We start from the raw sequence: 24,163 nt of genomic DNA on the forward strand, positions 1-24,163 counted from the left end.
GCATTCGCGGGTGAACCCGCTCCCACAGGGACCACCTTCTCCCTTTAGCTTGAGCTCAACCATGAGACTGTCCCGCTTCTTCATCGACGCCCCCCTGAGCCTTGGCGAGCACGACCTGCCCGAAGCCCAGGCCCACTACATCGGCCGCGTACTGCGCATGGCCCCTGGCGATGCCGTGCAGCTGTTCGACGGCAGCGGCCAGGAATACCGCGGCCAGTTGCTCGAAGTGGGCAAGAAAACCGTCCGCGTCAACCTCGACCAGGCCCTCGCCGGCCAAGCCGACTCACCACTGCACGTGCACCTCGGCCAAGGCCTGTCCCGTGGTGAGCGCATGGACTGGGCGATCCAGAAAGCCACCGAGCTGGGCGCCAACGAAATCACCCCGATCGTCAGCGAACGCTGCGAAGTGCGGCTCAAGGACGAACGCGCCGACAAACGCCTGGTCCACTGGCGCCAGGTGGCCATCAGTGCCTGCGAACAATGCGGCCGCTCGACCTTGCCGGTCATCCACCCACCAGTGACCCTGGCCGAATGGCTGAAATGCGCCAAGGCCGACCTGAAACTGGTCCTGCACCCAGTGGCCGAACCGCTCACCAGCCATGCCAAGCCTGCCACCCTGGCCTTCCTGATCGGCCCCGAAGGCGGCCTGAGCGAAGCGGAGGTCGACCAGGCCAAGGCTGCCGGTTTTCACGCAGCACGCCTGGGCCCACGCGTGCTGCGCACCGAAACCGCACCGGTGGTGGCATTGTCGGTGGCACAGCAACTGTGGGGCGACTTTTAACTAGCGCACGTAGAACGACACCGCCACGAAGTGCATGAGGCTGCCTGCGATCACGAACAGGTGCCAGATGCCATGCCAGTGGCGGAAGCGGCTGTCGAAGGCGAAGAAGATGATACCGACGGTGTAGAACACCCCGCCGGCAGCCAGCCAGGCAAAGCCGGCGCTGCCGAGCGAGTGCAGCAATGGCTTGACCGCCACCAGCACGATCCAGCCCATCACTGCATAGATGATGATCGACAGGATGCGCGCCTCGGAGCGCGGCTTGATCTCCTGCAGCATGCCGATCACCGCCAGCCCCCAGACCACCCCGAACAGGCTCCAGCCCCAGGGCCCGCGCAGGCTGACCAGGCAGAACGGCGTGTAGCTGCCAGCGATCAGCAGGTAGATCGACAGGTGATCGAGCTTGCGCATGATCACCTTCGCCCGCCCGCGAGTGCTGTGGTACAGGGTAGAAATGCTGTACAGCAACAGCAAGGTGCTGCCGTAGATGGAGAAACTGACGATCTTCCAAGGGTCGCCCTGCAGGCCCGCGACCACGATCAGCCAGATGGCACCGATACAGGCCAGGACGGCACCGACCAGGTGGGTCCAGGCATTGAAGCGTTCACCGTAGTACATGCAAACACAGACCTCCTGAGGTGGGCTGGGTTCCTGATGTGATGCTGATGGCCTCGCTCTTTGTGGGAGCGGCCTTGTGTCGCGAAAGGGCTGCGGAGCAGCCCCAGCAATCAGGGCTGTGACAATGAGATCCTGGGGCCGCTTCGCGCCCCTTTCGCGACACAAGGCCGCTCCCACAACCAAACGATCAAGCCCTATGGCTTACATCCTACCCAAGCTCAGGTTGCAATTGCGCGTCACGCACCAGCCGCTCCAGCCCCACCAGGTCGGGCACCCGTGCCACCTGTTCACCCACCTGCACCGCCGCCAGCTCCAGGCGCCCCAGCGCCACATCCACGTAGTTCAGCTGGCTGTCGAGCTTGCACGAGCGCGGTATGTCCTGCAGCAACAACGCCAGGTAACGCAGCCCGGTATCACCCAAGGCATTGAGCACCACCACGCGAGCCCGCTCGCCGCAGGGTGTTTCTCCGCCACATGCGGCTTCGAAACCGATCAGCGGCAGGCGCTGTTGGCGCCAGTCGATCCAGCCCAGGTGCCAGGCCGGCTCGCCGCGCTGGCACACCAGGTTGCGCTGGCCACTCAGTTCAGCCACCGCCACGTTGGGCAACACCAGGGTACGGTCGCCCAACGGCAGCAAAAGCCCGGTCAGGCTGCTGCGCTGGCCAGCGATCAATTCAAGCATGGGTCTGGCTCCAATGAGCAATGCTCTGCAACAGGATCGACTCCTGGTACGGCTTGCCCAGGTATTCGTTGACGCCGATGGCCATGGCACGGTCGCGGTGCTTCTGCCCGGTGCGCGAGGTGATCATGATGATCGGCAGGTCTTTCAGCCGCTCGTCACGACGGATGCGTGTGGCCACCTCGAAGCCGTCCATGCGTGGCATCTCGATATCCAGCAACAACACGTCGGGGCGATGTTCTTCCAGCAGGGCCATGGCATCGACCCCGTCCTTGGCCGTCAGCACGCTCATGCCATGGCGTTCCAGCAGGCGGCTGGTGACTTTGCGCACGGTCACCGAATCATCCACCACCATTACCAGCAACGACCGCCGTGGCGCCGGGCCGAACACCTGGCGCCGGGCCGCGTCGCCGCCCGGCAGGCGCGCCAGGCGCCGCTGCTGGCCACGCAACTGGCCCAGCAGGTCGAGAATCAGCACCACCCGGCCATCGCCCAGCAACGTCGCCCCCGACAAACCTGCAACCGCGGCAAACTGCGGCCCCAGGCTTTTCACCACGATCTCGCGGCTGGGCGACAGGCTGTCGGCCTGGATGGCGAACGACTGCTCCTGGGAATGCACCAGCAGCACCGGCAGCGGAACGCTCTGCCCGAGCAATGCCGGGCGCGGCATACCCTGCAGCAGCTCACCCAGGTAGCGCAGCTCGTATTCGTGGCCAGCATACACATACCGCGGGGCGTCCAGCTGGTAGCACGCCGCCAGCTCGGCCGGCGGCACGCGGACGATACCCTCGATGGTGTTCAGCGGAATGGCGTACTGCTCTTCGCCCAGGTGCACCATCAGCGCACGGTTGACCGACACGGTGAACGGCAGGCGGATCAGGAAGCGCGCGCCCTTGCCTTGGGCCGACTCGATACTCATCGAGCCGCCCAGCTGCTTGACCTCCTCGTGTACCACATCCATGCCCAGGCCGCGCCCGGAAATCTGGGTGATCTTCTCGGCCGTGGAAAAGCCCGGGCGCAGGATGAACTGGAGGATCTCGTGATCGCTCAATTGCGCCTGCGGGTCCAGCAGGCCGCGCTTTATGGCCTTGCGGCGCACCGCTTCCAGTGGCACGCCGGCACCGTCGTCGGTCATTTCAATAACGATGTCGGCGCCTTCGTGCAACAGATTCAGGTGAATGGTGCCCTGCTCCGGCTTGCCGGCGGCCAGGCGCATTTCGCGGCTTTCCAGGCCATGGTCAACAGCGTTGCGCAGCATGTGCTCCAGCGGCGCCACCATACGTTCGAGCACGCTACGGTCCAGTTCGCCCTCGGCATTGCCGACCACCAGCTCCACCTGCTTGCCCAGCTCGCTGGCCACCTGCCGCACCACCCGCTGCAAGCGCGGTACCAGGCGCTCGAAGGGCACCATCAGGGTAGCGGTCAGGCCTTCCTGCAACTGGCTGTTCACCCGCGCCTGCTGCTGCAGCAGGCTGTAGGCCTCCTGGGCCCGCTGTGCCAGGGTTTCCTTGAGGTCGAGCAAGTCCGAGGCGGACTCGAACAGGGCCCGCGACAGCTGCTGCAGCTGCGAGTGGCGGTCCATTTCCAGCGGGTCGAAGTCGTCATAGGCATCGCCTTCGAACTGCTGTCGGCTGGAGATCCGCCCTTGGGTCTCGATGTCCAGGCGCAGCAACTGGTCGCGCATGCGCTCGAGGGTGGTTTCCATCTCGTTGAGGGTGAACTGCGCATCGTTGACCTGCTGCTCGATGCGCCCACGGATGACCGAGTGCTCACCGGCCAGGTTGCCCAGGTCGTCGAGCAACTCGGCATCGACCTTGACCATGTCGCCTGGCGCCCGCTCGGGAGCTGCCGCAGGCGCCTCACTGGTCGCGGCCTCGACCGGCCCCTGGCCGGCGGCGCTGTCGGCCAGGGCCGAGAAGCTGAAGTTGCGGATGTAGTCGATCAGCGCGGTGGCGGCATGCAGCGGTTGCCGCAGACGCACGGCATCGAGCATGTGCGCCAGGCGGTCATGGCAGTTCTGCAGCAAGGCGAACAGTGGTGCGCTCGGCGGCATACGGCCAGCGGCCAGCAGCTCGTAGAGGAACTCCAGTTCGTGGGCCAGGTCGCCGATCGGCGCAATTTCGACCATGCGCGCCACGCCCTTGAGGGTGTGCAGGTCGCGCATCAGGTTGTCCACCTCGACGCTGCTGCGCGGGTCGGCCTGCCAGCGCGCCAGGGCTGCGGCGGCACTCTCGACGATGTCCGAGCTTTCTTCGAGGAAGACGTCCAGCAGCTCTTCGCCCGGGCTTTCCGGCTCTTCGATCAGCGGTTCGGCCACAGGCGGAAGCAAAGGGTTGTGCGCCTGCCCCAGGCCAAGGGTATCGGCCAGGTCCATGTCCGGGTGCAGCGGCGTGACGGTGTCGATGCCCACCAGGCCAGTGGCCTCCGGTGCCAGGGCCTGACCTAGCAGGTTGCGCAGGCTGTCGACCAGCTCTGCCCTGGGCGGGATGTCCTGCCCAGCCGCCACTTCGTCGAGCATGTCGAGCAGGGCCTCATGGGCCCGCTGCACATGGGCGAAGAACCGTGCATCAGCGGGCAGACTGCCCTCCTCAACGGCGCCGTACAGGTCGAGCAAAGCCTCGCACACATCATCCATTTGCCACAGGTCGGCCAGGTGTGCGGCGTGGCCCAGGGATGTCAGTTCGTCGAGCAGGGTTTCCAGCGCATCGCGCTGGCCGGGCTGCTCCTGCCAGCGTGACAGCAACGACTCGGCTTCCAGCAGGATATCCATGGCCTGGGCCAGGAAACTGGCAGTCAATTGCGGGTCGCGCTTGCTACGCCGCGCATGCTGCGGGTCGCCATGCAAGCTGGCCAGGTGCCCGTCCACCGCCTGGCCGACCTGCTCGATCAGCTCTGCGGCGCCGGGGATGGCCGCCAGCGGTGTGCTGTCGAGTTGCGCCAGGCCCAAATGGAACAGCGAGCGCGCAGCTTCCAGCCATTCGATCTCGGCCATTTGCAGGGGCAGTTGGTGGCCCTTGTATTCACGTGCCAGGCGGTCGAAGGCGGTGGCCAGTTCGGCGACTGGCATCACCCCGGCCATGGCGGCACTGCCCTTGAGCGTGTGAAGGGCGCGCTGCAGGCCATCGCTGACCTGCGTATCGTGGCCGTCGGCGCCCTGCAGAAAAGCATCCAGGCTGGCCAGGTGGCCCTGCGCCTCGCTGCGAAAAATATCCAGCAATTGCGGGTCGAGGCCGTCGATGTCAGCCGCCACCGGGGCATCATTTTCGGCCAGGGCATGCAGGTGCCCGGCCAGTTGCTCGATTTCCGTCAGTTGCGGCAACTGGCCTGCGGCAAAATCGGCCAGCAGGTCGGGCAGGTGAACGAAGACCTGCTGCAGGGCCACTACGCCTTCCGGGCTGAGCACGCTGCGGCCCTCGAGTACCCGGTTCAACAGGTGCTCGGCGCCCCAGGCCAGCTCGGCCACCGCCTCGGCATGTACCATGCGCCCGCTGCCCTTGAGCGTATGCAAGGCGCGGCGCACTTCTGCCAGTGCCTCGCGCTGCTGGTTGTCGGCACGCCAGCGCAACCAATGGCGCTCGATTTCCGGCAGCAGTTCACCAGCCTCGTCGAGAAACACTTCACGCAGCTCGTCGTCGATGCCATCAGCGCTGCCATCGTGGCCTGCGGTGGCCTCGACCAGCGCGCAGTGCACACCCAGCGTCGCCAGGCTGGTACGCGCCATTTCGATGAAGGGCTGGCCATCCGCCAGTGGGTCCGCCACCCGCCATTGCAAGTAGCATTCGGCAGCGCTCAGGGCCTCGGCCAGGTGCGTCAGCTCGTCGGCTGGCGGTTCTACATCCAGATGTTGCAGCCAGCGCTGCACATAGCTGGCGCAACCGGCAAACAGCTCGGCCACCGCCGGTAGCATCAACATCGCCAGCGCACCGCGAATCTGCTGCAACAGCCCGGGCAAAGGCTGCAGGCGTTGCCGCGGCCAGTTGGACTCCAGGCAATCACCAATCAGGTCCTTGGCCTGCTGCAGCACGTTCAGCGATTCGTTCAACACCAGTTGGCGGATCTCGGCCAGGTCCGAGCCCGGCAGGCCGCCCTGGCCGTTTTCCTCCAGCGGGCCGACCATGCCATTGAGCGTGGCCTCCACATACAGCAGGGCCCCTGCTACATCCATCAACACCGCGTCGTCCACCGCCCGCTCGCCCTGGGCCAGAGCCTGCAGCGCCAGCACCTGGTCGATGATCACCCGGCGTGGCTGCTGGAAGCCCAGCACTGCCAGGGTGTCGGCCACGTGGCGCAAGGGTGCCAGCAGGGCATCGAGCTGCTCGCTGTGCTGGCGATCGCCGCGCACGAACTGGTCCAGGCGCTCCTTGATGCGCACCAGGTCGTCGCACAGCGCAGTCACCACCGAGCGCAGGGCATCGCGTCCGGGCCCTGCCTGCAGTTGCTCGCGCCAGTTGCCCAGCGACAGGTCGAGGTTGGCCAGGTCGTCGGCACCGGCAAAGCGTTGGGTGGCGCCGCTGATCAGGCTGGCCTGCGCCAGTGGCTCCTCGCCACGGCAAGCCCGCAGCTGGTTGAGCAGCGGCAGCATCACCAATGGCAGGTCGTGGCGGGCGCCGCGCAGGCGCTCCAGATACGACGGCAGTTGCTCCAGGCCGCGGAACAATGCGCCCAGGCAATCACCGCGGGGGCTGACCTGGCCATCGGCCAGGGCCTTGGCGAATAGCTCCAGTTCTTCGGCCAGGCGCGTGGCCCCGCGCAGTTCGAGCATGCGCAGGCAGCCGTGCACCTGGTGCAGGTTGTCGACCACGAATGCCAGCATCGACAGGTCGCCGGGCTCGCCGGCAAAGCGCTCCAGCGCCTGGCGCGCCTGGCCCAGGCAGTCGAGGATGGCGGCCTTGGTCCAGGCCAGCGCCACCGTGTCGTGGCGCTCGGGGCTTACAGCTGCTACAGCCATGGGCACTCCTAGGCGCGGCTTCTCAGTAGAGCTCATCAGCCGGGCTCTTCACTTGGGCTCTGCTGGTGGCGGCAGGGTGAACCCGGACACCGAACGGCGCATCTCGCTGGCCATGCGCGCCAGGTGGCGGATGCTGTCGGCAGTGGCGCTGGAGCCGGCGGAGGTCTGCGCGGTAATCTGCTGGATGACCGCCATGGTGTGGGAGATCTGCCCGGCAGACGAAGTCTGCAGTTGGGCGGCATCGGAGATGCTGTGGATAAGGTCGGCGAGGTTCTGCGATACGCCTTCGATCTCGGCCAGCGCCACCCCGGCATCCTGGGCCAGGCGGGCACCGCGTACTACCTCGGCGGTGGTCTGCTCCATGGAGATCACCGCCTCGTTGGTGTCGGCCTGGATGGTGCGCACCAGCGCCTCGATCTGCCGGGTGGCCGACGACGAACGTTCGGCCAGGCGCTGCACTTCGTCGGCGACCACGGCGAACCCACGGCCGGCCTCGCCAGCCAGCGAAGCCTGAATCGCCGCGTTGAGGGCCAGGATGTTGGTCTGGTCGGCAATGTCGTCGATCAGGCTGACGATATCGCCGATTTCCTGGGACGATTCACCGAGGCGCTTGATCCGTTTGGCAGTATCCTGGATCTGCTCGCGAATGTTGTCCATGCCGTTGATGGTGTTGTGCACCACCTCGTTGCCCTTGTTGGCGATTGCCACAGAGCGCTCGGCCACCTTGGCAGACTCATAGGCATGCGCTGAAACCCGGTCGATCGATTCGACCATGTCGCCGACCGCCTCGGATGCCTCGCTGATCTGTTCGGCCTGGTGCTCGGAGGCCTTCGCCAGCTGGCGTGCGGTGTTCTGTGTGTCCTGCACGGCAGCAGCGACCTGTACGGCGCTGTGGTTGATGGTGGCGACCAGGTCGCGCAACTGGTCCACGGAATAGTTGATCGAATCGGCAATGGCGCCGGTGAAGTCCTCGGTCACCGATACGGTCACGGTCAGGTCGCCGTCAGCCAGCTCTTCGATTTCGTCGAGCAGGCGCATGATCGCCTGCTGGTTGCGTTCGTTCTTTTCCGCCGTCTCGCGCAGCTGGCGGTTGGTGGTGCGTACCATGACCAGGCCGATGAGGATGATCGAAGCCAGCGCCAGAAGGCCCAGGGCATAACCGCCGACGGTGTCGAGCGTGCGCCCGCCGGCCAGGTTCTCGAAACCGTTGGCCAGGTGCGAGGCCTCATCGAGCAGGGTTTGCGACAGGCTGAAGATGTTGCCTGCTGCCTCCCGCACGCGGAACAGCTCTGGCGATGTTTCGAGGATTTCATCCACCGAGCCTGCAACGAACTGGAACAGCTCGGCAATTTCAGCCAGGCGCGCGCGGGCATCGGCGTCCTCTACGCGGGTCACCTGGATCGCCGCGTTGCCACTGAGCATGCCCTCGAGTACCTGGCCGAAGCGCCCGGCATCGCGGCCAAAGGCGTCGGCTGCCTGGGCCGCGGCATCGTCACCGGCCAGCACTGTGTTGACCGAGCCGAGAATGCGTTCGGCCAGCAGCAGCTGGCGCTGGGCTACCGCCACCTGGTTGGCCGGGGCACCGCTCTGCAGCAGGATCTCGACCACTTTCTCGTATTCCACCTGCAACTGCGGCACGGTCTCGGCCAGGGTCGCCGCCACCTGGTGCAGCGACAGCACGGTCTGCTCGCTGGCCAGGATGGTGTCGGTGTTCTTGCGCAGGTTTTCCCAGTCGCGGCGTACCGCTTCCATCTCGTCACGCACCGTGGGCGGCGCAGGTGGCAGGCCGGTGGACTTGTCACCTTCACGCAAGTAGCCCCAGCGCCGTTCGAAATCGTTGCGCGCGTCCGATAGCAGCTTGAAGGCCAGGGCCTTGCCGGTGGCGGCTTCGGTGGCGTTCTTGGCGATGCGCTGCGACAGCACCCGCAGTTCACCGGCGTGGCCGATGTACTGCTTGTCGTAGTTGGACTGGGTGTTCAGGTAGGCAAAGTTGGCGAACAGCAGGATGATCGACAGGATCAGGATCAGGAACAGCACGGTGATCTGCGCGATGCTGCGGGTACGTGGGGTCACGCTGGTGACGGGGGTGGCAGGCTTGTTCACGTTCGCAGGTCCTATAACGCCACATCGAGAAAGCCCGGCGCCTGGGCCAGGGCGAAGGGGCTAAAGATCGCCCAGTTGCGTTCACGCGGGAAGTGCCCCTGCACGAAGGGGGCAGCGGCGCGGATCAGAGGTTGTGGTGGCGACAGTTGCAGGCTGTCCAGGGCAAAGTGCTGCAGGCCCAGCACCTCGTCCACCAGCAGGCCGACGAACAGGTCCTCGCGGTCCAGCACCAGCACCCGCCGCTGCTTGCCAGGGGCGGCATGGCCCAGGCCGAAGAAGCTGCTCAGGTCCATCACCGGCAACAACCGGCCGCGCAGATTGGCTACCCCGCACACCCATGGCTGCACGCCGGGGACGCGGCTGCTGCGCGGTTCGCGCAGCACCTCGGCCACCTCGCCCATGGGCGCGACGAACCATTGCCCGGCAATGCGAAAGCCGATGCCGCTCCACTGTTGCAGGCGGATATCCTGCGGCGGCTGGTCGGCGACCAGCAGGCGGCAGCGCCGGTCGATGTCCAGCAACAACTCGAAGGCGGTCAGCGACGCGCCCTGCGGGCGGGTGGTCAAGCCCCAAGCACCTCTTTGAGCTTGGCGATCAGCGCGTCCTCTTCCACCGGTTTGGTCAGGAAGTCACGAGCGCCCTGGCGCGTGGCCCAGATACGGTCGGTTTCCTGGTCCTTGGTGGTGACCACGATCACTGGGATGGCGCTGGTTTCCGGGTCCTTGCTGAGCTGGCGGGTGGCCTGGAAGCCGTTCATGCCAGGCATGACGATATCCATCAGCACCGCGTCGGGCTTGTCCTGCCGGGCCAGGGCCACGCCATCGGCACCGTTGCTGGCCTTGAGCACCTGGTAGCCGTGCTTTTCCAGCCATTCGGTCAATCGGTACATCTCTGTCGGCGAGTCGTCGACAATCAGAACTCGGGCCATGCTGGTTCCCCATCAGGAAAGAAAGACCGTGCCATGGCGGGGCGCGGTCAGGGTGCGTGTTGTTGGGCTGCGGCAAAACCGGGCACGTGGGCGCGGATCGCGTCGAGCAGTTCTTCCTTGCTGAACGGTTTGGTCAGGAACTGGTCGGAACCGACCACCCGGCCGCGGGCCTTGTCGAACAGGCCGTCACGGGACGACAGCAGAATGACCGGGGTGTCCTTGAAGGCACTGTTGTGCTTGATCACCGCGCAGGTCTGGTAGCCGTCCAGGCGCGGCATCAGCACATCGACGAAGATGATGCTGGGCTGGTGGTCGACGATCTTGGCCAGGGCATCGAAGCCATCGCTGGCGGTGATCACCTCGCAGCCCGCTTCACCGAGCAACATCTGCGCGGTGCGGCGGATCGTGCGCGAATCGTCGATCACCATCACCTTCAGGGGTTGTTCCATCTCTTGGGCTACCATTTGCCGAAATTCTGGGGGCCGCTGCGCGCCCCTTTCGCGACACAAGGCCGCTCCCACAAAGATCGCGCGCCCCTCAGGGCCTGTCGTGCAGCCTCGTGACTGGCATTTTTAGCACACTCCGGGTGGCCGTTCCATCTGCGGCGCCCCTTGACCGGCGGCGTTCACGGCGCCACCCTGAGCCACTTTTCTTTCGATCCATCGCGGCCACCCGCCGCCAAGAGGAACCACCCCATGAGCGTTCGCCTCGGCATTGTCATGGACCCCATCGCGTCCATCTCCTACAAGAAGGACAGCTCGCTGGCCATGCTGCTGGCCGCCCAGGCACGCGGCTGGAGCCTGTTCTACATGGAGCAGCGCGATATGTACCTGGGCGCCGGCCAGGCCCGTGCGCAGATGCGCCCGCTGAAAGTGTTCGCCGACCCGGTCCGCTGGTTCGAGCTGGGCGAGGAGCAGGACAGCGCGCTGGCCGAGCTGGATGTGGTCCTGATGCGCAAGGACCCGCCCTTCGACATGGAGTTCGTCTACAGCACCTACCTGCTGGAGCAGGCCGAACGCGAAGGCGTGCTGGTGGTCAACCGCCCCCAGAGCCTGCGCGACTGCAACGAAAAACTGTTCGCCACCCAATTCCCGCAGTGCATGGCGCCGACCCTGGTCAGCCGCCGTGTCGACATCCTGCGCGAGTTCGCCAACAGCCGTGGTGACGTAATCCTCAAGCCGCTGGACGGCATGGGCGGCGCCTCGGTGTTCCGCCACCGCAAGGACGACCCGAACCTGTCGGTGATCCTGGAAACCCTGACTCAGCATGGCAACCAGCAGATCATGGCGCAGGAATACCTGCCGCAGATCGTCGACGGCGACAAGCGCATCCTGATGATCGACGGCGAACCGGTGGACTTTTGCCTGGCGCGTATCCCGGCCAGCGGCGAGACCCGTGGCAACCTGGCCGCCGGCGGCCGTGGCGAAGCACGCCCGCTGACCGACCGCGACCGCTGGATCGCCGCCCAGGTCGGCCCGACCCTGCGCGAGAAGGGCCTGATGTTCGTGGGTCTTGACGTGATCGGCGACTACCTCACCGAAATCAACGTCACCAGCCCCACCTGCATCCGCGAGATCGATGCCGCCTACAACACCGACATCGGCGGGCAATTGATGGATGCCATTGATCGCCAGCTGAAGGCGCGCTGACCGCCGACGCACGGCTACAACCCAGAGTGGGGTATGATGCGGGTCCTTTTGGCCTGGCCTGCTACCCCGCCCTGCGGTTGCTGGAAACCCGATGACGCTGCCCGCTGACATCCCCGCCGACCTGCTGCCTCCCCGTGTTCGCCCGGTGGACCGGCTCGGCTTTACCCTGTTCCTGGCTGCCCTGGTGCACCTGGCGCTGATCCTCGGTGTCGGCTTCAGCGTGGTCAAGCCTGCCGAAATCCGCCACACCATGGACATCACCCTGGCCACCTTCAAGAGCGAGAAGGCGCCGGAGAAGGCCGACTTCCAGGCCCAGGACAACCAGCAGGGCAGCGGCACCCTGGACAAGAAAGCGGTGCCCAAGACCACCGAACTGGCACCGTTCCAGGACAGCAAGATCAACAAGATCACCCCGCCACCCGCGGCCAGGCCCGAGGTAACACCGCCGCCTACGCCCGAGAAGTCGGCAGTGGTGACCAAGGCGCCCAAGCCGCAGAAAGTCGAGCCCAAGCCGAAGGAAAGCAAGCCGCAGCCCAAGCCGGCAGCCCCGGCACCAGACTTCGACAGCTCGCAGTTGTCCAGCCAGATCGCCAGCCTGGAGGCGGAGCTGTCCAACGAGCAGCAGATGTACGCCAAACGCCCGCGCATCCACCGGCTCAACGCCGCCTCGACCATGCGCGACAAGGGTGCCTGGTACAAGGAAGAGTGGCGCAAGAAGGTCGAGCGGGTGGGCAACCTGAACTACCCCGACGAAGCGCGTCGGCAGCAGATCTACGGCAACTTGCGCATGATGGTGTCGATCAACCGCGATGGTTCGCTGTATGAGGTGCTGGTACTGGAGTCGTCCGGGCAGCCGGTGCTGGACCAGGCGGCGCAGCGCATCGTCCGGCTGGCGGCGCCGTTTGCGCCGTTTACCGGGGATTTGGCCGAGTTTGACCGGCTGGAGATCATCCGCACCTGGCGCTTTGCCCGTGGGGACCGTTTGTCCAGTAACTGACCTGCGGTAATACGCGGTCCCTGTGGGAGCGGGTTTACCCGCGAAAGCGTCCGACTGAGCGACATCATTGCCTGATCTGGCGCATTCGCGGGTAAACCCGCTCCCACAGGGAACGCGCAAGCCTCGTTACGCACCTTGTCAGCCTCGCCACCTGGCGCCACACTATCCCCATGAAAACCCTCACGCCGAGCTACCTCAAGCATCAGTTCCTGATCGCCATGCCGCACATGGCCGATCCGAACTTCGCCCAGACCCTCACGTACATCGTCGAGCACAACGCCCATGGCGCCATGGGCCTGGTGGTAAACCGGCCGCAGGAGCTGAACCTGGCCGACATCCTTGAGCAGCTGCGCCCGGACGAAATGCCACCGGCCAGCACCTTGCAGGTGCCGATCTACCAAGGTGGCCCGGTACAGACCGACCGTGGCTTCGTGCTGCACAGCAGCGAGTGCAGCTTCCAGGCCACCGTGGCGCTGGAAGGGCTGTCGCTGACCACGTCGCAGGATATTCTGTTGGCCATCGCCGCCGGAGTCGGCCCGAAACAGAGCCTGATCACCCTGGGCTATGCCGGCTGGGAAGCGGGACAACTGGAAGAGGAACTGGCCGACAACGCCTGGCTCAACTGCCCGTTCGACCCGGAAATCATCTTCGGCAAGGCCAGCGACCTGCGCCTGGAAGCCGCTGCCGCCAGCCTGGGCATCAACCTGAACCTGCTGACCAGCCAGGCGGGCCACGCCTGATGGCTGAATTGCACCCTGAACTACGCCTGCTGCTGGGCTTCGACTACGGCAGCAAACAGATTGGTGTGGCCGTCGGCCAGGTGGTCACCGGCCAGGCCCGCGAGCTGTGCACCCTGAAGGCCCAGAACGGCGCGCCGGACTGGGCCCAGGTGGAAAAGCTGATTGCCGAATGGAAGCCCGACGCCATCGTCGTGGGCCTGCCGCTCAACATGGACGGCACCCCCAGCGAAATGAGCGCCCGCGCGGAAAAGTTCGCCCGCCGCCTGAACGGCCGCTTCAACCTGCCTGTGCACACTCACGACGAACGCCTGACCACCTTCGAGGCCAAGGGTGAGCGCATGGCCCGTGGCGGCCAGCGCGGCAGCTACCGCGACAACCCGGTCGATGCCATCGCCGCCGCCCTGTTGCTGCAAGGCTGGCTGGAGGCCAATACCTGATCATCTTTGCCGCCGGGCGCGCCCGGCGCACCCTTCCGAGGAGCCCGCAATGAGCCTACCCAATCCCGCCGAGCTGATCCGGCAGATGGCTGACGACCTACGCGCCCACCTGGCCCGCCGGGCAATTACCGAGCCGCGCTACATCGGTATCCGCACCGGCGGCGTCTGGGTTGCCCAGGCCCTGCAGGAAGCCATGGGCGACACCAGCCCCATGGGCACCCTGGACGTCTCGTTCTACCGCGACGACTTCAGCCAGAACGGCCTGCACCCGCAAGTGCGCCCGTCCGAGCTGCCGTTCGAGGTCGAGGGCCAGCACCTGGTGCTGGTGGATGACGTGCTGATGAGCGGCCGCACGGTGCGTGCCGCGCTCAACGAACTGTTCGATTATGGCCGCCCGGCCAGCGTCACCCTGGTCTGCCTGCTGGACCTGGTTGCCGGCGAACTGCCAATCCGCCCGAATGTACTCGGCGCCACCCTGTCGCTGGCCGCCCATGAACGGGTAAAATTGACCGGACCCGCACCGCTCGCCCTCGAGCGCCAGGACCTCGCCTCCGCTTCCGCCCTTTAAGAGTCCCCCGCGATGACGCCAATCGACGCCAAGCGCCCGCTGCAGCTCAATGATCAGGGCCAGCTGCGCCACTTCCTCTCGCTCGACGGTTTGCCCCGCGAACTGCTCACCGAGATCCTCGACACCGCCGACTCCTTCCTGGAAGTCGGTGCCCGGGCCGTGAAGAAAGTCCCGTTGCTGCGCGGCAAGACCGTGTGCAACGTGTTCTTCGAGAACTCCACCCGCACCCGTACCACCTTCGAACTGGCGGCCCAGCGCCTGTCGGCCGACGTGATCAGCCTGAACGTGTCGACCTCCTCGACCAGCAAGGGCGAAACCCTGTTCGACACCCTGCGCAACCTCGAAGCCATGGCCGCCGACATGTTCGTGGTGCGCCACTCCGACTCCGGTGCCGCGCACTTCATCGCCGAACACGTGTGCCCGGAAGTAGCCGTGATCAACGGCGGTGACGGCCGCCATGCGCACCCGACCCAGGGTATGCTCGACATGCTGACCATCCGCCGCCACAAGGGCAGCTTCGAGAACCTGTCGGTGGCCATCGTCGGCGACATCCTGCACTCGCGCGTGGCGCGTTCCGACATGCTGGCGCTCAAAGCGCTGGGTTGCCCGGACATCCGCGTGATCGGCCCGAAAACCCTGATTCCGATCGGTATCGAGCAGTACGGCGTGAAGGTGTACACCGACCTCGCCGAAGGCCTCAAGGACGTCGATGTGGTGATCATGCTGCGCCTGCAGCGCGAGCGCATGGCCGGTGGCCTGCTGCCCAGCGAAGGCGAGTTCTACCGCCTGTTCGGCCTGACCACCGCGCGTCTGGCCGGTGCCAAGCCCGACGCCATCGTCATGCACCCGGGCCCGATCAACCGTGGCGTGGAAATCGAGTCGGCGGTGGCCGACGGCAAGCACTCGGTGATTCTCAACCAGGTCACCTACGGCATCGCCGTGCGCATGGCCGTGCTGTCCATGGCCATGAGCGGGCAGAACGCGCAACGTCAATTCGACCAGGAGAACGCCCAGTGACCATCAGTATTCTCGGCGCCCGGGTCATCGATCCCAACAGCGGCCTGGACCAGGTCACCGACCTGCACCTGGACGGCGGCCGCATCGCCGCCATCGGCGCCGCCCCGGCCGGGTTCAGCGCCAGCCGCACGATCCAGGCTGATGGCCTGGTCGCCGCGCCCGGCCTGGTAGACCTCGGCGTGTCGCTGCGCGAGCCGGGCTACAGCCGCAAAGGCAACATCGCCAGCGAAACCCGCGCCGCCGTCGCCGGCGGCGTCACCAGCCTGTGCTGCCCGCCGCAGACCAAGCCGGTGCTGGACACCTCGGCCGTGGCCGAATTGATCCTCGACCGCGCCCGCGAGGCTGCCAACAGCAAGGTCTACCCGATCGGCGCCCTGACCAAGGGCCTGGAAGGCGAGCAACTGGCCGAGCTGGTGGCCCTGCGCGACACCGGTTGCGTGGCCTTCGGCAATGGCCTGAAGGAAATCCCCAACAACCGTACCCTGGCCCGCGCCCTGGAGTACGCCGCCACCTTCGACCTGACCGTGGTGTTCCACTCCCAGGACCGCGACCTGGCCCAAGGTGGCCTGGCCCATGAAGGTGCCATGGCCAGCTTCCTCGGCCTGCCGGGCATTCCGGAAACCGCCGAGACCGTGGCCCTGGCGCGCAACCTGCTGCTGGTGGAACAGACCGGCGTGCGTGCGCACTTTACCCAGATTACCAGCGCCCGTGGCGCGCGGCTGATCGCCCAGGCCCAGGCCCTGGGCCTGCCGGTAACCGCCGATGTGGCGCTGTACCAGCTGATTCTCACCGACGAATCGCTGCGCGAGTTCTCCAGCCTGTACCACGTGCAGCCGCCGCTGCGCACCGCCGCTGACCGCGACGGCCTGCGCGAGGCCGTGAAGTCGGGGGTGATCCAGGCGATTTCCAGCCACCACCAGCCGCACGAGCGCGACGCCAAGCTGGCCCCGTTCGGCGCCACCGAGCCGGGCATCAGCAGCGTCGAACTGCTGCTGCCGCTGGCCATGACCCTGGTGCAGGACGGCCTGCTCGACCTGCCAACCTTGCTGGCCCGCCTGAGCAGCGGCCCGGCGGCGGCCCTGCGCCTGCCGGCCGGCGAGCTGAAAGTGGGTAGCGCGGCCGACCTGGTGCTGTTCGACCCGCAAGCCTCGACCGTGGCTGGCGAGCAGTGGTTCTCGCGCGGCGAAAACTGCCCGTTCATCGGCCACTGCCTGCCGGGTGCGGTGCGTTATACCTTGGTCGATGGGCATGTTTGCCACGAGGCCTGAGTAAAGCCATTCGCGGGTAAACCCGCTCCCACAGGGATCCCGCTGTTTTCAAGGACAGCGCAATACCTGTGGGAGCGGGTTTACCCGCGAATGACCCAACACAGATCTACCTGCCCGGCCCGACCATTCATCCCCCGCAGTTGAAATCCTTCCCCTCACCCCCATATGAGTCTGCATCAGGCACTTTCGCCCCGCTGCGTGGAGACTCTCCCCTTGACCACCATCGTTTCTGTCCGCCGTAACGGCAAAGTCGTCATGGGCGGCGACGGCCAGGTATCCCTCGGCAATACCGTGATGAAAGGCAACGCCAAGAAGGTGCGCCGCCTGTACCACGGCCAGGTCATCGCGGGCTTCGCCGGCGCCACCGCCGATGCGTTCACCCTGTTCGAGCGCTTTGAAGGCCAGCTCGAGAAACATCAGGGTCACCTGGTCCGTGCCGCCGTCGAGCTGGCCAAGGAATGGCGTACCGACCGTTCCCTGAGCCGCCTGGAGGCCATGCTGGCCGTGGCCAACAAAGACGCCTCCCTGATCATCACCGGCAACGGCGACGTGGTCGAACCCGAAGACGGCCTGATCGCCATGGGTTCCGGTGGTGCCTACGCCCAAGCCGCAGCCCGCGCCCTGCTGAACAAGACCGACCTCTCGGCCCGTGAAATCGCCGAAACCGCCTTGAACATCGCCGGCGACATCTGCGTGTTCACCAACCACAACCTGACCATCGAGGAGCAGGACCTGGCCGAGTGATTCAGCTGTTCTGGCGCCCCCGCCCGGTGCGGGGGCTTTTCCACGCTGACTCATCTGCCCCAGGACCCAATTGATCATGTCCATGACCCCCCGCGAGATCGTCCACGAACTCAACCGCCACATCATCGGCCAGGACGACGCCAAGCGCGCCGTCGCCATCGCCCTGCGTAACCGCTGGCGGCGCATGCAGCTCCCCGCCGAGCTGCGCGCCGAAGTAACCCCGAAGAACATCCTGATGATCGGCCCCACCGGCGTCGGCAAGACTGAAATCGCCCGCCGCCTGGCCAAGCTGGCCAATGCGCCGTTCCTCAAGGTCGAAGCCACCAAGTTCACCGAAGTGGGCTATGTGGGTCGCGACGTCGAGTCGATCATCCGTGACCTGGCCGATGCCGCGCTGAAAATGCTGCGTGAGCAAGAGATCATCCGCGTGCGCCACCGCGCCGAAGACGCCGCCGAAGACCGCATCCTCGATGCCCTGCTGCCACAGGCACGCGTGACCAGCTTCAGCGAAGAAGCCGCGCAGACCAGCAGCGACTCCAACACCCGTCAGCTGTTCCGCAAGCGCCTGCGCGAAGGCCAGCTGGACGACAAGGAAATCGAGATCGAAGTGGCCGATGCCGTGGGCGTCGAAATTGCCGCGCCGCCCGGCATGGAAGAAATGACCAACCAGCTGCAGAGCCTGTTCGCCAACATGGGCAAAGGCAAGCGCAAGGCGCGCAAGCTGAAGGTCAAAGAAGCGCTGAAGATGGTTCGTGATGAAGAAGCGAGCCGCTTGGTCAACGAGGAAGAGCTCAAGGCCAAGGCCCTGGAAGCGGTCGAGCAGCACGGCATCGTGTTCATCGACGAAATCGACAAGGTTGCCAAGCGTGGCAATGTTGGCGGTGCCGATGTGTCCCGTGAAGGCGTGCAACGCGACCTGCTGCCGCTGATCGAAGGCTGCACTGTCAACACCAAGCTGGGCATGGTCAAGACCGACCACATCCTGTTCATTGCCTCGGGCGCGTTCCACCTGAGCAAGCCGAGCGACCTGGTGCCCGAGCTGCAAGGCCGCCTGCCGATCCGCGTGGAGCTCAAGGCCCTGACTCCTGAAGACTTCGAGCGCATCCTGCAGGAGCCGCACGCGTCGTTGACCGAACAGTACCAGGCTCTGCTCAAGACCGAAGGCCTGAACATCGAGTTCCTCGCCGACGGTATCAAGCGCCTGGCCGAAATTGCCTACCAGGTCAACGAGAAGACCGAGAACATCGGTGCCCGCCGCCTGCACACCCTGCTCGAGCGTTTGCTCGAAGAGGTGTCGTTCAGCGCTGGCGACCTGGCCAGCACCCATGACGAAGCGCCGATCCAGATCGACGCGGCGTATGTGAACAGCCACCTGGGTGAGCTGGCGCAGAACGAAGACCTGTCGCGTTACATCCTGTAAGACTGGTTTCACCTTCTTCGCGGGTAAACCCGCTCCCACAGGGTCACCACAATTCCAAGGTATGTGATGACCCTGTGGGAGCGGGTTTACCCGCGAAAGGGCCCTTGAATCCCTCGCCCATAAGCTGGAAGCTGTGCTTCATCAGCTCCGGAGAGACTCTGCCCATGGCCCGCCTGCCCACCGCCATCAACCTGCACAAAGCCTCGAAAACCCTAAGCCTCACCTACGCCCCCGGCGAGGTCTACCACCTGCCCGCCGAGTTCCTGCGCGTGCATTCCCCCTCCGCCGAGGTCCAGGGCCACGGCAACCCCATCCTGCAGTTCGGCAAGATCAACGTCGGCCTCAGCGGCCTGGAACCTGCCGGCCAATATGCACTGAAACTGACCTTCGACGACGGCCATGACAGCGGCCTGTTCACCTGGGAATATCTCGAGCAGCTGTGCCTGCGCCAGGAACAGCTGTGGGCCGAGTACCTCGACGAACTGCACAAGGCCGGAAAATCCCGCGACCCCGCCGAGTCGGTGGTCAAACTGATGCTCTAGCGCAAGGCCTGAAAGGTTTAGAGCGCATTTTCTAGATTCATCTGTTTGAATGGCCTACAGACAGCCCAGTGAAGGGCTGTCTTGCGCATTACATGAAAGTCGGGTAACCAATGAGGCTGGCAAGCTCCCTGCATCCATTTGCAGGTAGACAGAACCCTCGCAGCACCGCTGTTCCTTATCACTGGTCACCCGAGTAGCAGTACCGGGCTCAGAACTGTGCACCTGTCACAGCAACCGGTACTCGTCTCAGGACAACGGAGCGTCTTAGATGAGTAACAAGAACAACGATGAGTTGCAGCGGCAAGCCTCGGAAAACACCCTGGGGCTGAACCCTGTCATCGGTATCCGGCGCAAGGACCTGTTGAGCTCGGCACGCACCGTGCTGCGCCAGGCCGTACGCCAACCGCTGCACAGCGCCAAGCATGTGGCGCACTTTGGCCTGGAGCTGAAGAACGTGCTGCTGGGCAAGTCCAGCCTTGCCCCGGAAAGCGACGACCGTCGCTTCAATGACCCGGCATGGAGCCACAACCCACTCTACCGCCGCTACCTGCAAACCTACCTGGCCTGGCGCAAGGAGCTGCAGGACTGGATCGGCAGCAGCGACTTGTCGCCCCAGGACATCAGCCGCGGCCAGTTCGTCATCAACCTGATGACCGAAGCCATGGCTCCGACCAACACCCTTTCCAACCCGGCGGCGGTCAAACGCTTCTTCGAAACCGGTGGCAAGAGCCTGCTCGACGGCCTGTCCAACCTTGCCAAGGACATGGTCAACAACGGCGGTATGCCCAGCCAGGTGAACATGGACGCCTTCGAGGTGGGCAAGAACCTGGGTACCAGCGACGGCGCCGTGGTCTACCGCAACGATGTGCTCGAGCTGATCCAGTACAGCCCTATCACCGAACAGGTTCACGCCCGGCCGTTGCTGGTGGTGCCGCCGCAGATCAACAAGTTCTACGTATTCGACCTGAGCCCGGAAAAGAGCCTGGCGCGCTACTGCCTGCGCTCGCAGCAACAGACTTTCATCATCAGCTGGCGCAACCCGACCAAAGCCCAGCGCGAATGGGGCCTGTCCACCTACATCGATGCGCTCAAGGAGGCGGTCGACGCGGTGCTGGCGATTACCGGCAGCAAAGACCTGAACATGCTCGGTGCCTGCTCCGGCGGCATCACCTGCACGGCATTGGTCGGCCACTATGCCGCCCTCGGCGAGAACAAGGTCAATGCCCTGACCCTGCTGGTGAGCGTGCTGGACACCACCCTGGACAACCAGGTCGCGCTGTTCGTCGACGAGCAGACCCTGGAAGCCGCCAAGCGCCATTCCTACCAGGCTGGCGTGCTGGAAGGCAGCGAGATGGCCAAGGTGTTCGCCTGGATGCGCCCCAACGACCTGATCTGGAACTACTGGGTCAACAACTACCTGCTCGGCAACGAGCCGCCGGTGTTCGACATCCTGTTCTGGAACAACGACACCACGCGCTTGCCGGCGGCTTTCCACGGCGACCTGATCGAGATGTTCAAGAGCAACCCACTGACACGCCCGGACGCCATGGAAGTGTGCGGTACCCCGATCGACCTGAAACAGGTCAAATGCGATATCTACAGCCTCGCCGGCACCAACGACCACATCACCCCCTGGCAGTCGTGCTACCGCTCGGCGCACCTGTTCGGCGGCAAGATCGAGTTCGTGCTGTCCAACAGCGGCCACATCCAGAGCATCCTCAACCCACCAGGCAACCCCAAGGCGCGCTTCATGACCGGTGCCGATCGCCCGGGTGATCCGGTGGCCTGGCAGGAAAACGCCACCAAGCATGCCGACTCCTGGTGGCTGCACTGGCAGAGCTGGCTGGCCGAGCGTGCCGGCGAGCTGAAGAAGGCGCCGACCCGCCTGGGCAACCGTGCCTACGCCGCTGGCGAAGCCGCCCCGGGCACCTACGTTCACGAACGTTGAGCAGCAGCGCCGTGGCCCCAGCGGGGAGCCACGGTGTTCATTTCACCCCATGAGTCACGTGCATGCCGCAACCCTATATCTTCAGGACCGTCGAGCTGGACAACCAGTCCATCCGCACCGCCGTCCGCCCGGGCAAACCGCACCTGACGCCCTTGCTGATCTTCAACGGCATCGGCGCCAACCTGGAGCTGGTGTTCCCGTTCATCGAAGCACTGGACCCGGACCTGGAAGTCATTGCCTTCGATGTGCCTGGGGTCGGCGGCTCGTCCACGCCGCGCCACCCGTACCGCTTCCCCGGCCTGGCCAAGCTGACGGCGCGCATGCTCGACTACCTCGATTACGGCCAGGTCAATGTCATCGGCGTGTCCTGGGGGGGCGCCCTGGCTCAGCAGTTCGCCCATGACTACCCCGAGCGCTGCAAGAAGCTGGTGCTGGCCGCCACTGCCGCCGGTGCAGTGATGGTACCGGGCAAGCCCAAGGTGCTGTGGATGATGGCCAGCCCACGGCGCTACGTGCAGCCCTCGCATGTCATCCGCATCGCGCCGCTGATCTACGGCGGCGGCTTCCGGCGGGACCCGGAGCTGGCCATGCAGCACGCCGCCAAGGTGCGCTCCGGCGGCAAGATGGGCTACTACTGGCAGCTGTTCGCCGGGCTTGGCTGGACCAGCATCCACTGGCTGCACAAGATCCAGCAGCCGACCCTGGTGCTTGCAGGCGACGACGACCCGCTGATCCCACTGATCAACATGCGTCTGCTGGCCTGGCGAATTCCCAATGCCCAGCTACACATTATCGACGACGGTCATCTGTTCCTGATCACCCGGGCCGAGGCCGTCGCCCCGATCATCATGAAGTTCCTTCAGCAAGAACGACAGCGCGCTGTCATGCATCCCCGCCCGGCTTCGGGTGTGTGAGGGCGATTTGGGGCCCTGTGGGAGCGGGTTCACCCGCGAAGAATCCAACTCGGTGCATGGCACCGGCTTCGCCGGTGTTCGCGGGTGAACCCGCTCCCACAGAGACCCTGCTAAATCAGCGAATATGTTTAGTCATGAAGCACCAGGTCAGGACGAGGGAGTGTTGCCATGAAAGACAAACCGGCCAAAGGAACGCCAACGCTTCCCGCCACCAGCATGAACGTGCAGAACGCCATCCTCGGCCTGCGTGGCCGTGACCTGATTTCCACGCTGCGCAATGTCAGCCGCCAAAGCTTGCGCCACCCGCTGCATACCGCGCATCACCTGTTGGCTCTGGGTGGCCAGTTGGGTCGGGTGATGCTGGGGGACACGCCGTTTCAGCCGAACCCGCGCGATGCGCGCTTCAACGATCCGACATGGAGCCAGAACCCGTTCTACCGGCGCGGCCTGCAGGCCTACCTGGCCTGGCAGAAGCAGACCCGCCTGTGGATCGAGGAAAGCCACCTGGACGACGATGACCGGGCCCGTGCGCACTTCCTGTTCAACCTGATCAACGATGCACTGGCACCAAGCAACTCGCTGCTCAACCCGCTGGCGGTCAAGGAACTGTTCAACAGCGGTGGCCTGAGCCTTGTACGCGGCGTGGCCCACCTGCTCGATGACCTGCGCAACAACGACGGCCTGCCACGCCAGGTCGACGAGCGCGCATTCGAAGTGGGCGGCAACCTGGCCGCGACCGCCGGCGCCGTGGTGTTTCGCAACGAACTGCTGGAGCTGATCCAGTACAAGCCGATGAGCGAAAAGCAGCACTCCCGGCCACTGCTGGTGGTGCCCCCGCAGATCAACAAGTTCTACATCTTCGACCTGAGCTCGACCAACAGCTTCGTCCAGTACATGCTCAAGAATGGCCTGCAGGTGTTCATGGTCAGCTGGCGCAACCCCGACCCGCGCCACCGCGAATGGGGCCTGTCCAGCTACGTGCAGGCCCTGGAAGAAGCGCTCAACGCTTGCCGCAGCATCAGCGGCAACCGCGACCCCAACCTGATGGGCGCCTGCGCAGGGGGCCTGACCATGGCCGCGCTGCAGGGCCACCTGCAGGCCAAGCACCAGCTACGCCGGGTACGCAGTGCCACCTACCTGGTCAGCCTGCTGGACAGCAAGTTCGAAAGCCCTGCAAGCCTGTTCGCCGACGAGCAGACCATCGAGGCCGCCAAGCGCCGCTCCTACCAGCGCGGGGTGCTGGATGGCGCCGAGGTGGCGCGGATCTTCGCCTGGATGCGGCCCAACGACCTGATATGGAACTACTGGGTCAACAACTACCTGCTCGGCAAGACACCACCAGCCTTCGACATCCTGTACTGGAACGCCGACAGCACGCGCCTGCCCGCCGCACTGCACGGCGACCTGCTGGACTTCTTCAAGCTCAACCCGCTTACCCACCCCGCCGGGCTGGAGGTATGCGGTACACCCATCGACCTGAAGAAAGTCGAGCTGGACAGCTTCACCGTTGCTGGCAGCAACGACCACATCACCCCGTGGGATGCAGTGTACCGCTCGACCTTGCTGCTGGGTGGCGACCGGCGCTTCGTACTGGCCAACAGCGGGCACATCCAGAGCATCATCAACCCGCCCGGCAACCCCAAGGCCTATTACCTGGCCAACCCCAAGCTGTCCAGCGACCCGCGTGCCTGGTTCCACGATGCCAAGCGCAGCGAAGGCAGCTGGTGGCCGTTGTGGCTGGAGTGGATCACCCCGCGCTCCGGCCCGCTCAAGGCACCGCGCAACGAGCTGGGCAATGCCACCTACCCACCGCTGGGCCCGGCGCCGGGCACCTATGTGCTGACCCGATGAGCATGCCGACT

At 65.2% G+C, this 24,163-nt stretch carries 21 protein-coding genes; 14 read left to right on the forward strand and 7 right to left on the reverse strand.

The genetic code is table 11. The features are described from left to right. The first annotated feature begins 61 nt into the window (after positions 1-61). Entirely contained in the window at positions 62-781 is a 720-nt protein-coding gene (locus JV551A3_RS28910; protein ID WP_133975904.1) for a 16S rRNA (uracil(1498)-N(3))-methyltransferase, read from the forward strand. On the opposite strand, the gene trhA is transcribed toward JV551A3_RS28910, so the two are convergent. From trhA to JV551A3_RS28945, 7 genes are all read right to left on the reverse strand, one after another. Further along, positions 782-1,399: a PAQR family membrane homeostasis protein TrhA gene (gene trhA, locus JV551A3_RS28915; RefSeq protein WP_013974522.1), complete on the reverse strand. Its 618-nt coding sequence runs from the start codon at positions 1,397-1,399 to the stop codon at positions 782-784. A gap of 208 nt (positions 1,400-1,607) precedes the next feature. Next, on the reverse strand, positions 1,608-2,081 hold the full coding sequence (locus tag JV551A3_RS28920; RefSeq protein ID WP_133975906.1) for a chemotaxis protein CheW: 474 nt from the start codon (positions 2,079-2,081) through the stop codon (positions 1,608-1,610). Beyond that, positions 2,074-7,026 carry a hybrid sensor histidine kinase/response regulator gene (locus JV551A3_RS28925; protein WP_133975908.1) on the reverse strand — a complete coding sequence of 1,651 codons (4,953 nt, stop codon included), beginning with the start codon at positions 7,024-7,026 and terminating at the stop codon, positions 2,074-2,076. Before JV551A3_RS28925 ends, JV551A3_RS28920 begins: the two co-directional genes overlap by 8 nt. Before the next feature lie 48 nt (positions 7,027-7,074). Then, on the reverse strand, positions 7,075-9,129 hold the full coding sequence (locus tag JV551A3_RS28930; protein ID WP_133975910.1) for a methyl-accepting chemotaxis protein: 2,055 nt from the start codon (positions 9,127-9,129) through the stop codon (positions 7,075-7,077). Positions 9,130-9,140: 11 nt separating this feature from the next. Further along, positions 9,141-9,695 (reverse strand): chemotaxis protein CheW, encoded by a 555-nt coding sequence (locus JV551A3_RS28935; protein WP_112249515.1) that lies wholly within the window; start codon positions 9,693-9,695, stop codon positions 9,141-9,143. Next, complete coding sequence (gene pilH, locus JV551A3_RS28940) at positions 9,692-10,057, reverse strand: twitching motility response regulator PilH (protein WP_012274551.1); 366 nt, start codon at positions 10,055-10,057, stop codon at positions 9,692-9,694. The genes JV551A3_RS28935 and pilH overlap by 4 nt, the downstream gene beginning before the upstream one ends. Positions 10,058-10,104: 47 nt before the next feature. Next, positions 10,105-10,506: a response regulator gene (locus tag JV551A3_RS28945; RefSeq protein WP_003257770.1), complete on the reverse strand. Its 402-nt coding sequence runs from the start codon at positions 10,504-10,506 to the stop codon at positions 10,105-10,107. Positions 10,507-10,752: 246 nt separating this feature from the next. On the opposite strand from JV551A3_RS28945, the gene gshB reads away from it, so the two are divergent. From gshB to phaC (JV551A3_RS29015), 13 genes are all read left to right on the forward strand, one after another. After that, positions 10,753-11,706 (forward strand): glutathione synthase, encoded by a 954-nt coding sequence (gshB, locus tag JV551A3_RS28950; protein ID WP_133975912.1) that lies wholly within the window; start codon positions 10,753-10,755, stop codon positions 11,704-11,706. Between the two features lie 91 nt (positions 11,707-11,797). Continuing rightward, positions 11,798-12,703: an energy transducer TonB gene (locus JV551A3_RS28955; RefSeq protein WP_133975914.1), complete on the forward strand. Its 906-nt coding sequence runs from the start codon at positions 11,798-11,800 to the stop codon at positions 12,701-12,703. Positions 12,704-12,873: 170 nt separating this feature from the next. Continuing rightward, a complete protein-coding gene (locus JV551A3_RS28960; protein ID WP_112249525.1) occupies positions 12,874-13,443 on the forward strand; it encodes a YqgE/AlgH family protein in 570 nt (189 codons plus the stop codon). Next, positions 13,443-13,880 (forward strand): Holliday junction resolvase RuvX, encoded by a 438-nt coding sequence (ruvX, locus tag JV551A3_RS28965; protein ID WP_133975916.1) that lies wholly within the window; start codon positions 13,443-13,445, stop codon positions 13,878-13,880. Before JV551A3_RS28960 ends, ruvX begins: the two co-directional genes overlap by 1 nt. Positions 13,881-13,929: 49 nt before the next feature. Next, positions 13,930-14,448, forward strand: coding sequence for a bifunctional pyr operon transcriptional regulator/uracil phosphoribosyltransferase PyrR (gene pyrR / locus JV551A3_RS28970; protein ID WP_133975918.1), 519 nt, complete (start codon positions 13,930-13,932; stop codon positions 14,446-14,448). Positions 14,449-14,460: 12 nt separating this feature from the next. Next, positions 14,461-15,465, forward strand: a complete 1,005-nt coding sequence (locus JV551A3_RS28975; protein WP_003257774.1) for an aspartate carbamoyltransferase catalytic subunit — start codon at positions 14,461-14,463, stop codon at positions 15,463-15,465. Next, positions 15,462-16,733: a dihydroorotase gene (locus JV551A3_RS28980; protein WP_133975920.1), complete on the forward strand. Its 1,272-nt coding sequence runs from the start codon at positions 15,462-15,464 to the stop codon at positions 16,731-16,733. Before JV551A3_RS28975 ends, JV551A3_RS28980 begins: the two co-directional genes overlap by 4 nt. Before the next feature lie 213 nt (positions 16,734-16,946). Next, positions 16,947-17,477 carry an ATP-dependent protease subunit HslV gene (hslV, locus tag JV551A3_RS28985; protein ID WP_025340909.1) on the forward strand — a complete coding sequence of 177 codons (531 nt, stop codon included), beginning with the start codon at positions 16,947-16,949 and terminating at the stop codon, positions 17,475-17,477. A gap of 76 nt (positions 17,478-17,553) precedes the next feature. After that, positions 17,554-18,897 carry an ATP-dependent protease ATPase subunit HslU gene (gene hslU / locus JV551A3_RS28990; protein WP_003249308.1) on the forward strand — a complete coding sequence of 448 codons (1,344 nt, stop codon included), beginning with the start codon at positions 17,554-17,556 and terminating at the stop codon, positions 18,895-18,897. Positions 18,898-19,061: 164 nt separating this feature from the next. Next, positions 19,062-19,439: a gamma-butyrobetaine hydroxylase family protein gene (locus JV551A3_RS28995; protein ID WP_003249306.1), complete on the forward strand. Its 378-nt coding sequence runs from the start codon at positions 19,062-19,064 to the stop codon at positions 19,437-19,439. Between the two features lie 268 nt (positions 19,440-19,707). Continuing rightward, entirely contained in the window at positions 19,708-21,387 is a 1,680-nt protein-coding gene (phaC, locus tag JV551A3_RS29000) for a class II poly(R)-hydroxyalkanoic acid synthase (RefSeq protein ID WP_133975922.1), read from the forward strand. Between the two features lie 62 nt (positions 21,388-21,449). Next, positions 21,450-22,301 (forward strand): poly(3-hydroxyalkanoate) depolymerase, encoded by an 852-nt coding sequence (gene phaZ / locus JV551A3_RS29005; RefSeq protein ID WP_133975924.1) that lies wholly within the window; start codon positions 21,450-21,452, stop codon positions 22,299-22,301. A gap of 168 nt (positions 22,302-22,469) precedes the next feature. Beyond that, on the forward strand, positions 22,470-24,152 hold the full coding sequence (gene phaC, locus JV551A3_RS29015) for a class II poly(R)-hydroxyalkanoic acid synthase (RefSeq protein ID WP_133975926.1): 1,683 nt from the start codon (positions 22,470-22,472) through the stop codon (positions 24,150-24,152). Positions 24,153-24,163: the final 11 nt, after the last annotated feature.

Origin of the sequence: Pseudomonas inefficax (assembly GCF_900277125.1) — a bacterium.
GTDB lineage: Bacteria > Pseudomonadota > Gammaproteobacteria > Pseudomonadales > Pseudomonadaceae > Aquipseudomonas > Aquipseudomonas inefficax.

Excerpts from the sequence above, each read along its gene's own strand:
- hslU (WP_003249308.1), top strand. The coding sequence starts at position 17,554 with ATGTCCATGACCCCCCGCGAGATCGTCCACGAACTCAACCGCCACATC.
- JV551A3_RS28975 (WP_003257774.1), top strand. The coding sequence starts at position 14,461 with ATGACGCCAATCGACGCCAAGCGCCCGCTGCAGCTCAATGATCAGGGC.
- JV551A3_RS28910 (WP_133975904.1), top strand. The coding sequence starts at position 62 with ATGAGACTGTCCCGCTTCTTCATCGACGCCCCCCTGAGCCTTGGCGAG.
- JV551A3_RS28920 (WP_133975906.1), bottom strand. The coding sequence starts at position 2,081 with ATGCTTGAATTGATCGCTGGCCAGCGCAGCAGCCTGACCGGGCTTTTG.
- trhA (WP_013974522.1), bottom strand. The coding sequence starts at position 1,399 with ATGTACTACGGTGAACGCTTCAATGCCTGGACCCACCTGGTCGGTGCC.
- phaC (WP_133975926.1), top strand. The coding sequence starts at position 22,470 with ATGAAAGACAAACCGGCCAAAGGAACGCCAACGCTTCCCGCCACCAGC.
- phaC (WP_133975922.1), top strand. The coding sequence starts at position 19,708 with ATGAGTAACAAGAACAACGATGAGTTGCAGCGGCAAGCCTCGGAAAAC.
- phaZ (WP_133975924.1), top strand. The coding sequence starts at position 21,450 with ATGCCGCAACCCTATATCTTCAGGACCGTCGAGCTGGACAACCAGTCC.
- JV551A3_RS28955 (WP_133975914.1), top strand. The coding sequence starts at position 11,798 with ATGACGCTGCCCGCTGACATCCCCGCCGACCTGCTGCCTCCCCGTGTT.
- ruvX (WP_133975916.1), top strand. The coding sequence starts at position 13,443 with ATGGCTGAATTGCACCCTGAACTACGCCTGCTGCTGGGCTTCGACTAC.
- JV551A3_RS28945 (WP_003257770.1), bottom strand. The coding sequence starts at position 10,506 with ATGGAACAACCCCTGAAGGTGATGGTGATCGACGATTCGCGCACGATC.
- JV551A3_RS28960 (WP_112249525.1), top strand. The coding sequence starts at position 12,874 with ATGAAAACCCTCACGCCGAGCTACCTCAAGCATCAGTTCCTGATCGCC.
- pilH (WP_012274551.1), bottom strand. The coding sequence starts at position 10,057 with ATGGCCCGAGTTCTGATTGTCGACGACTCGCCGACAGAGATGTACCGA.
- JV551A3_RS28995 (WP_003249306.1), top strand. The coding sequence starts at position 19,062 with ATGGCCCGCCTGCCCACCGCCATCAACCTGCACAAAGCCTCGAAAACC.
- JV551A3_RS28925 (WP_133975908.1), bottom strand. The coding sequence starts at position 7,026 with ATGGCTGTAGCAGCTGTAAGCCCCGAGCGCCACGACACGGTGGCGCTG.
- gshB (WP_133975912.1), top strand. The coding sequence starts at position 10,753 with ATGAGCGTTCGCCTCGGCATTGTCATGGACCCCATCGCGTCCATCTCC.
- pyrR (WP_133975918.1), top strand. The coding sequence starts at position 13,930 with ATGAGCCTACCCAATCCCGCCGAGCTGATCCGGCAGATGGCTGACGAC.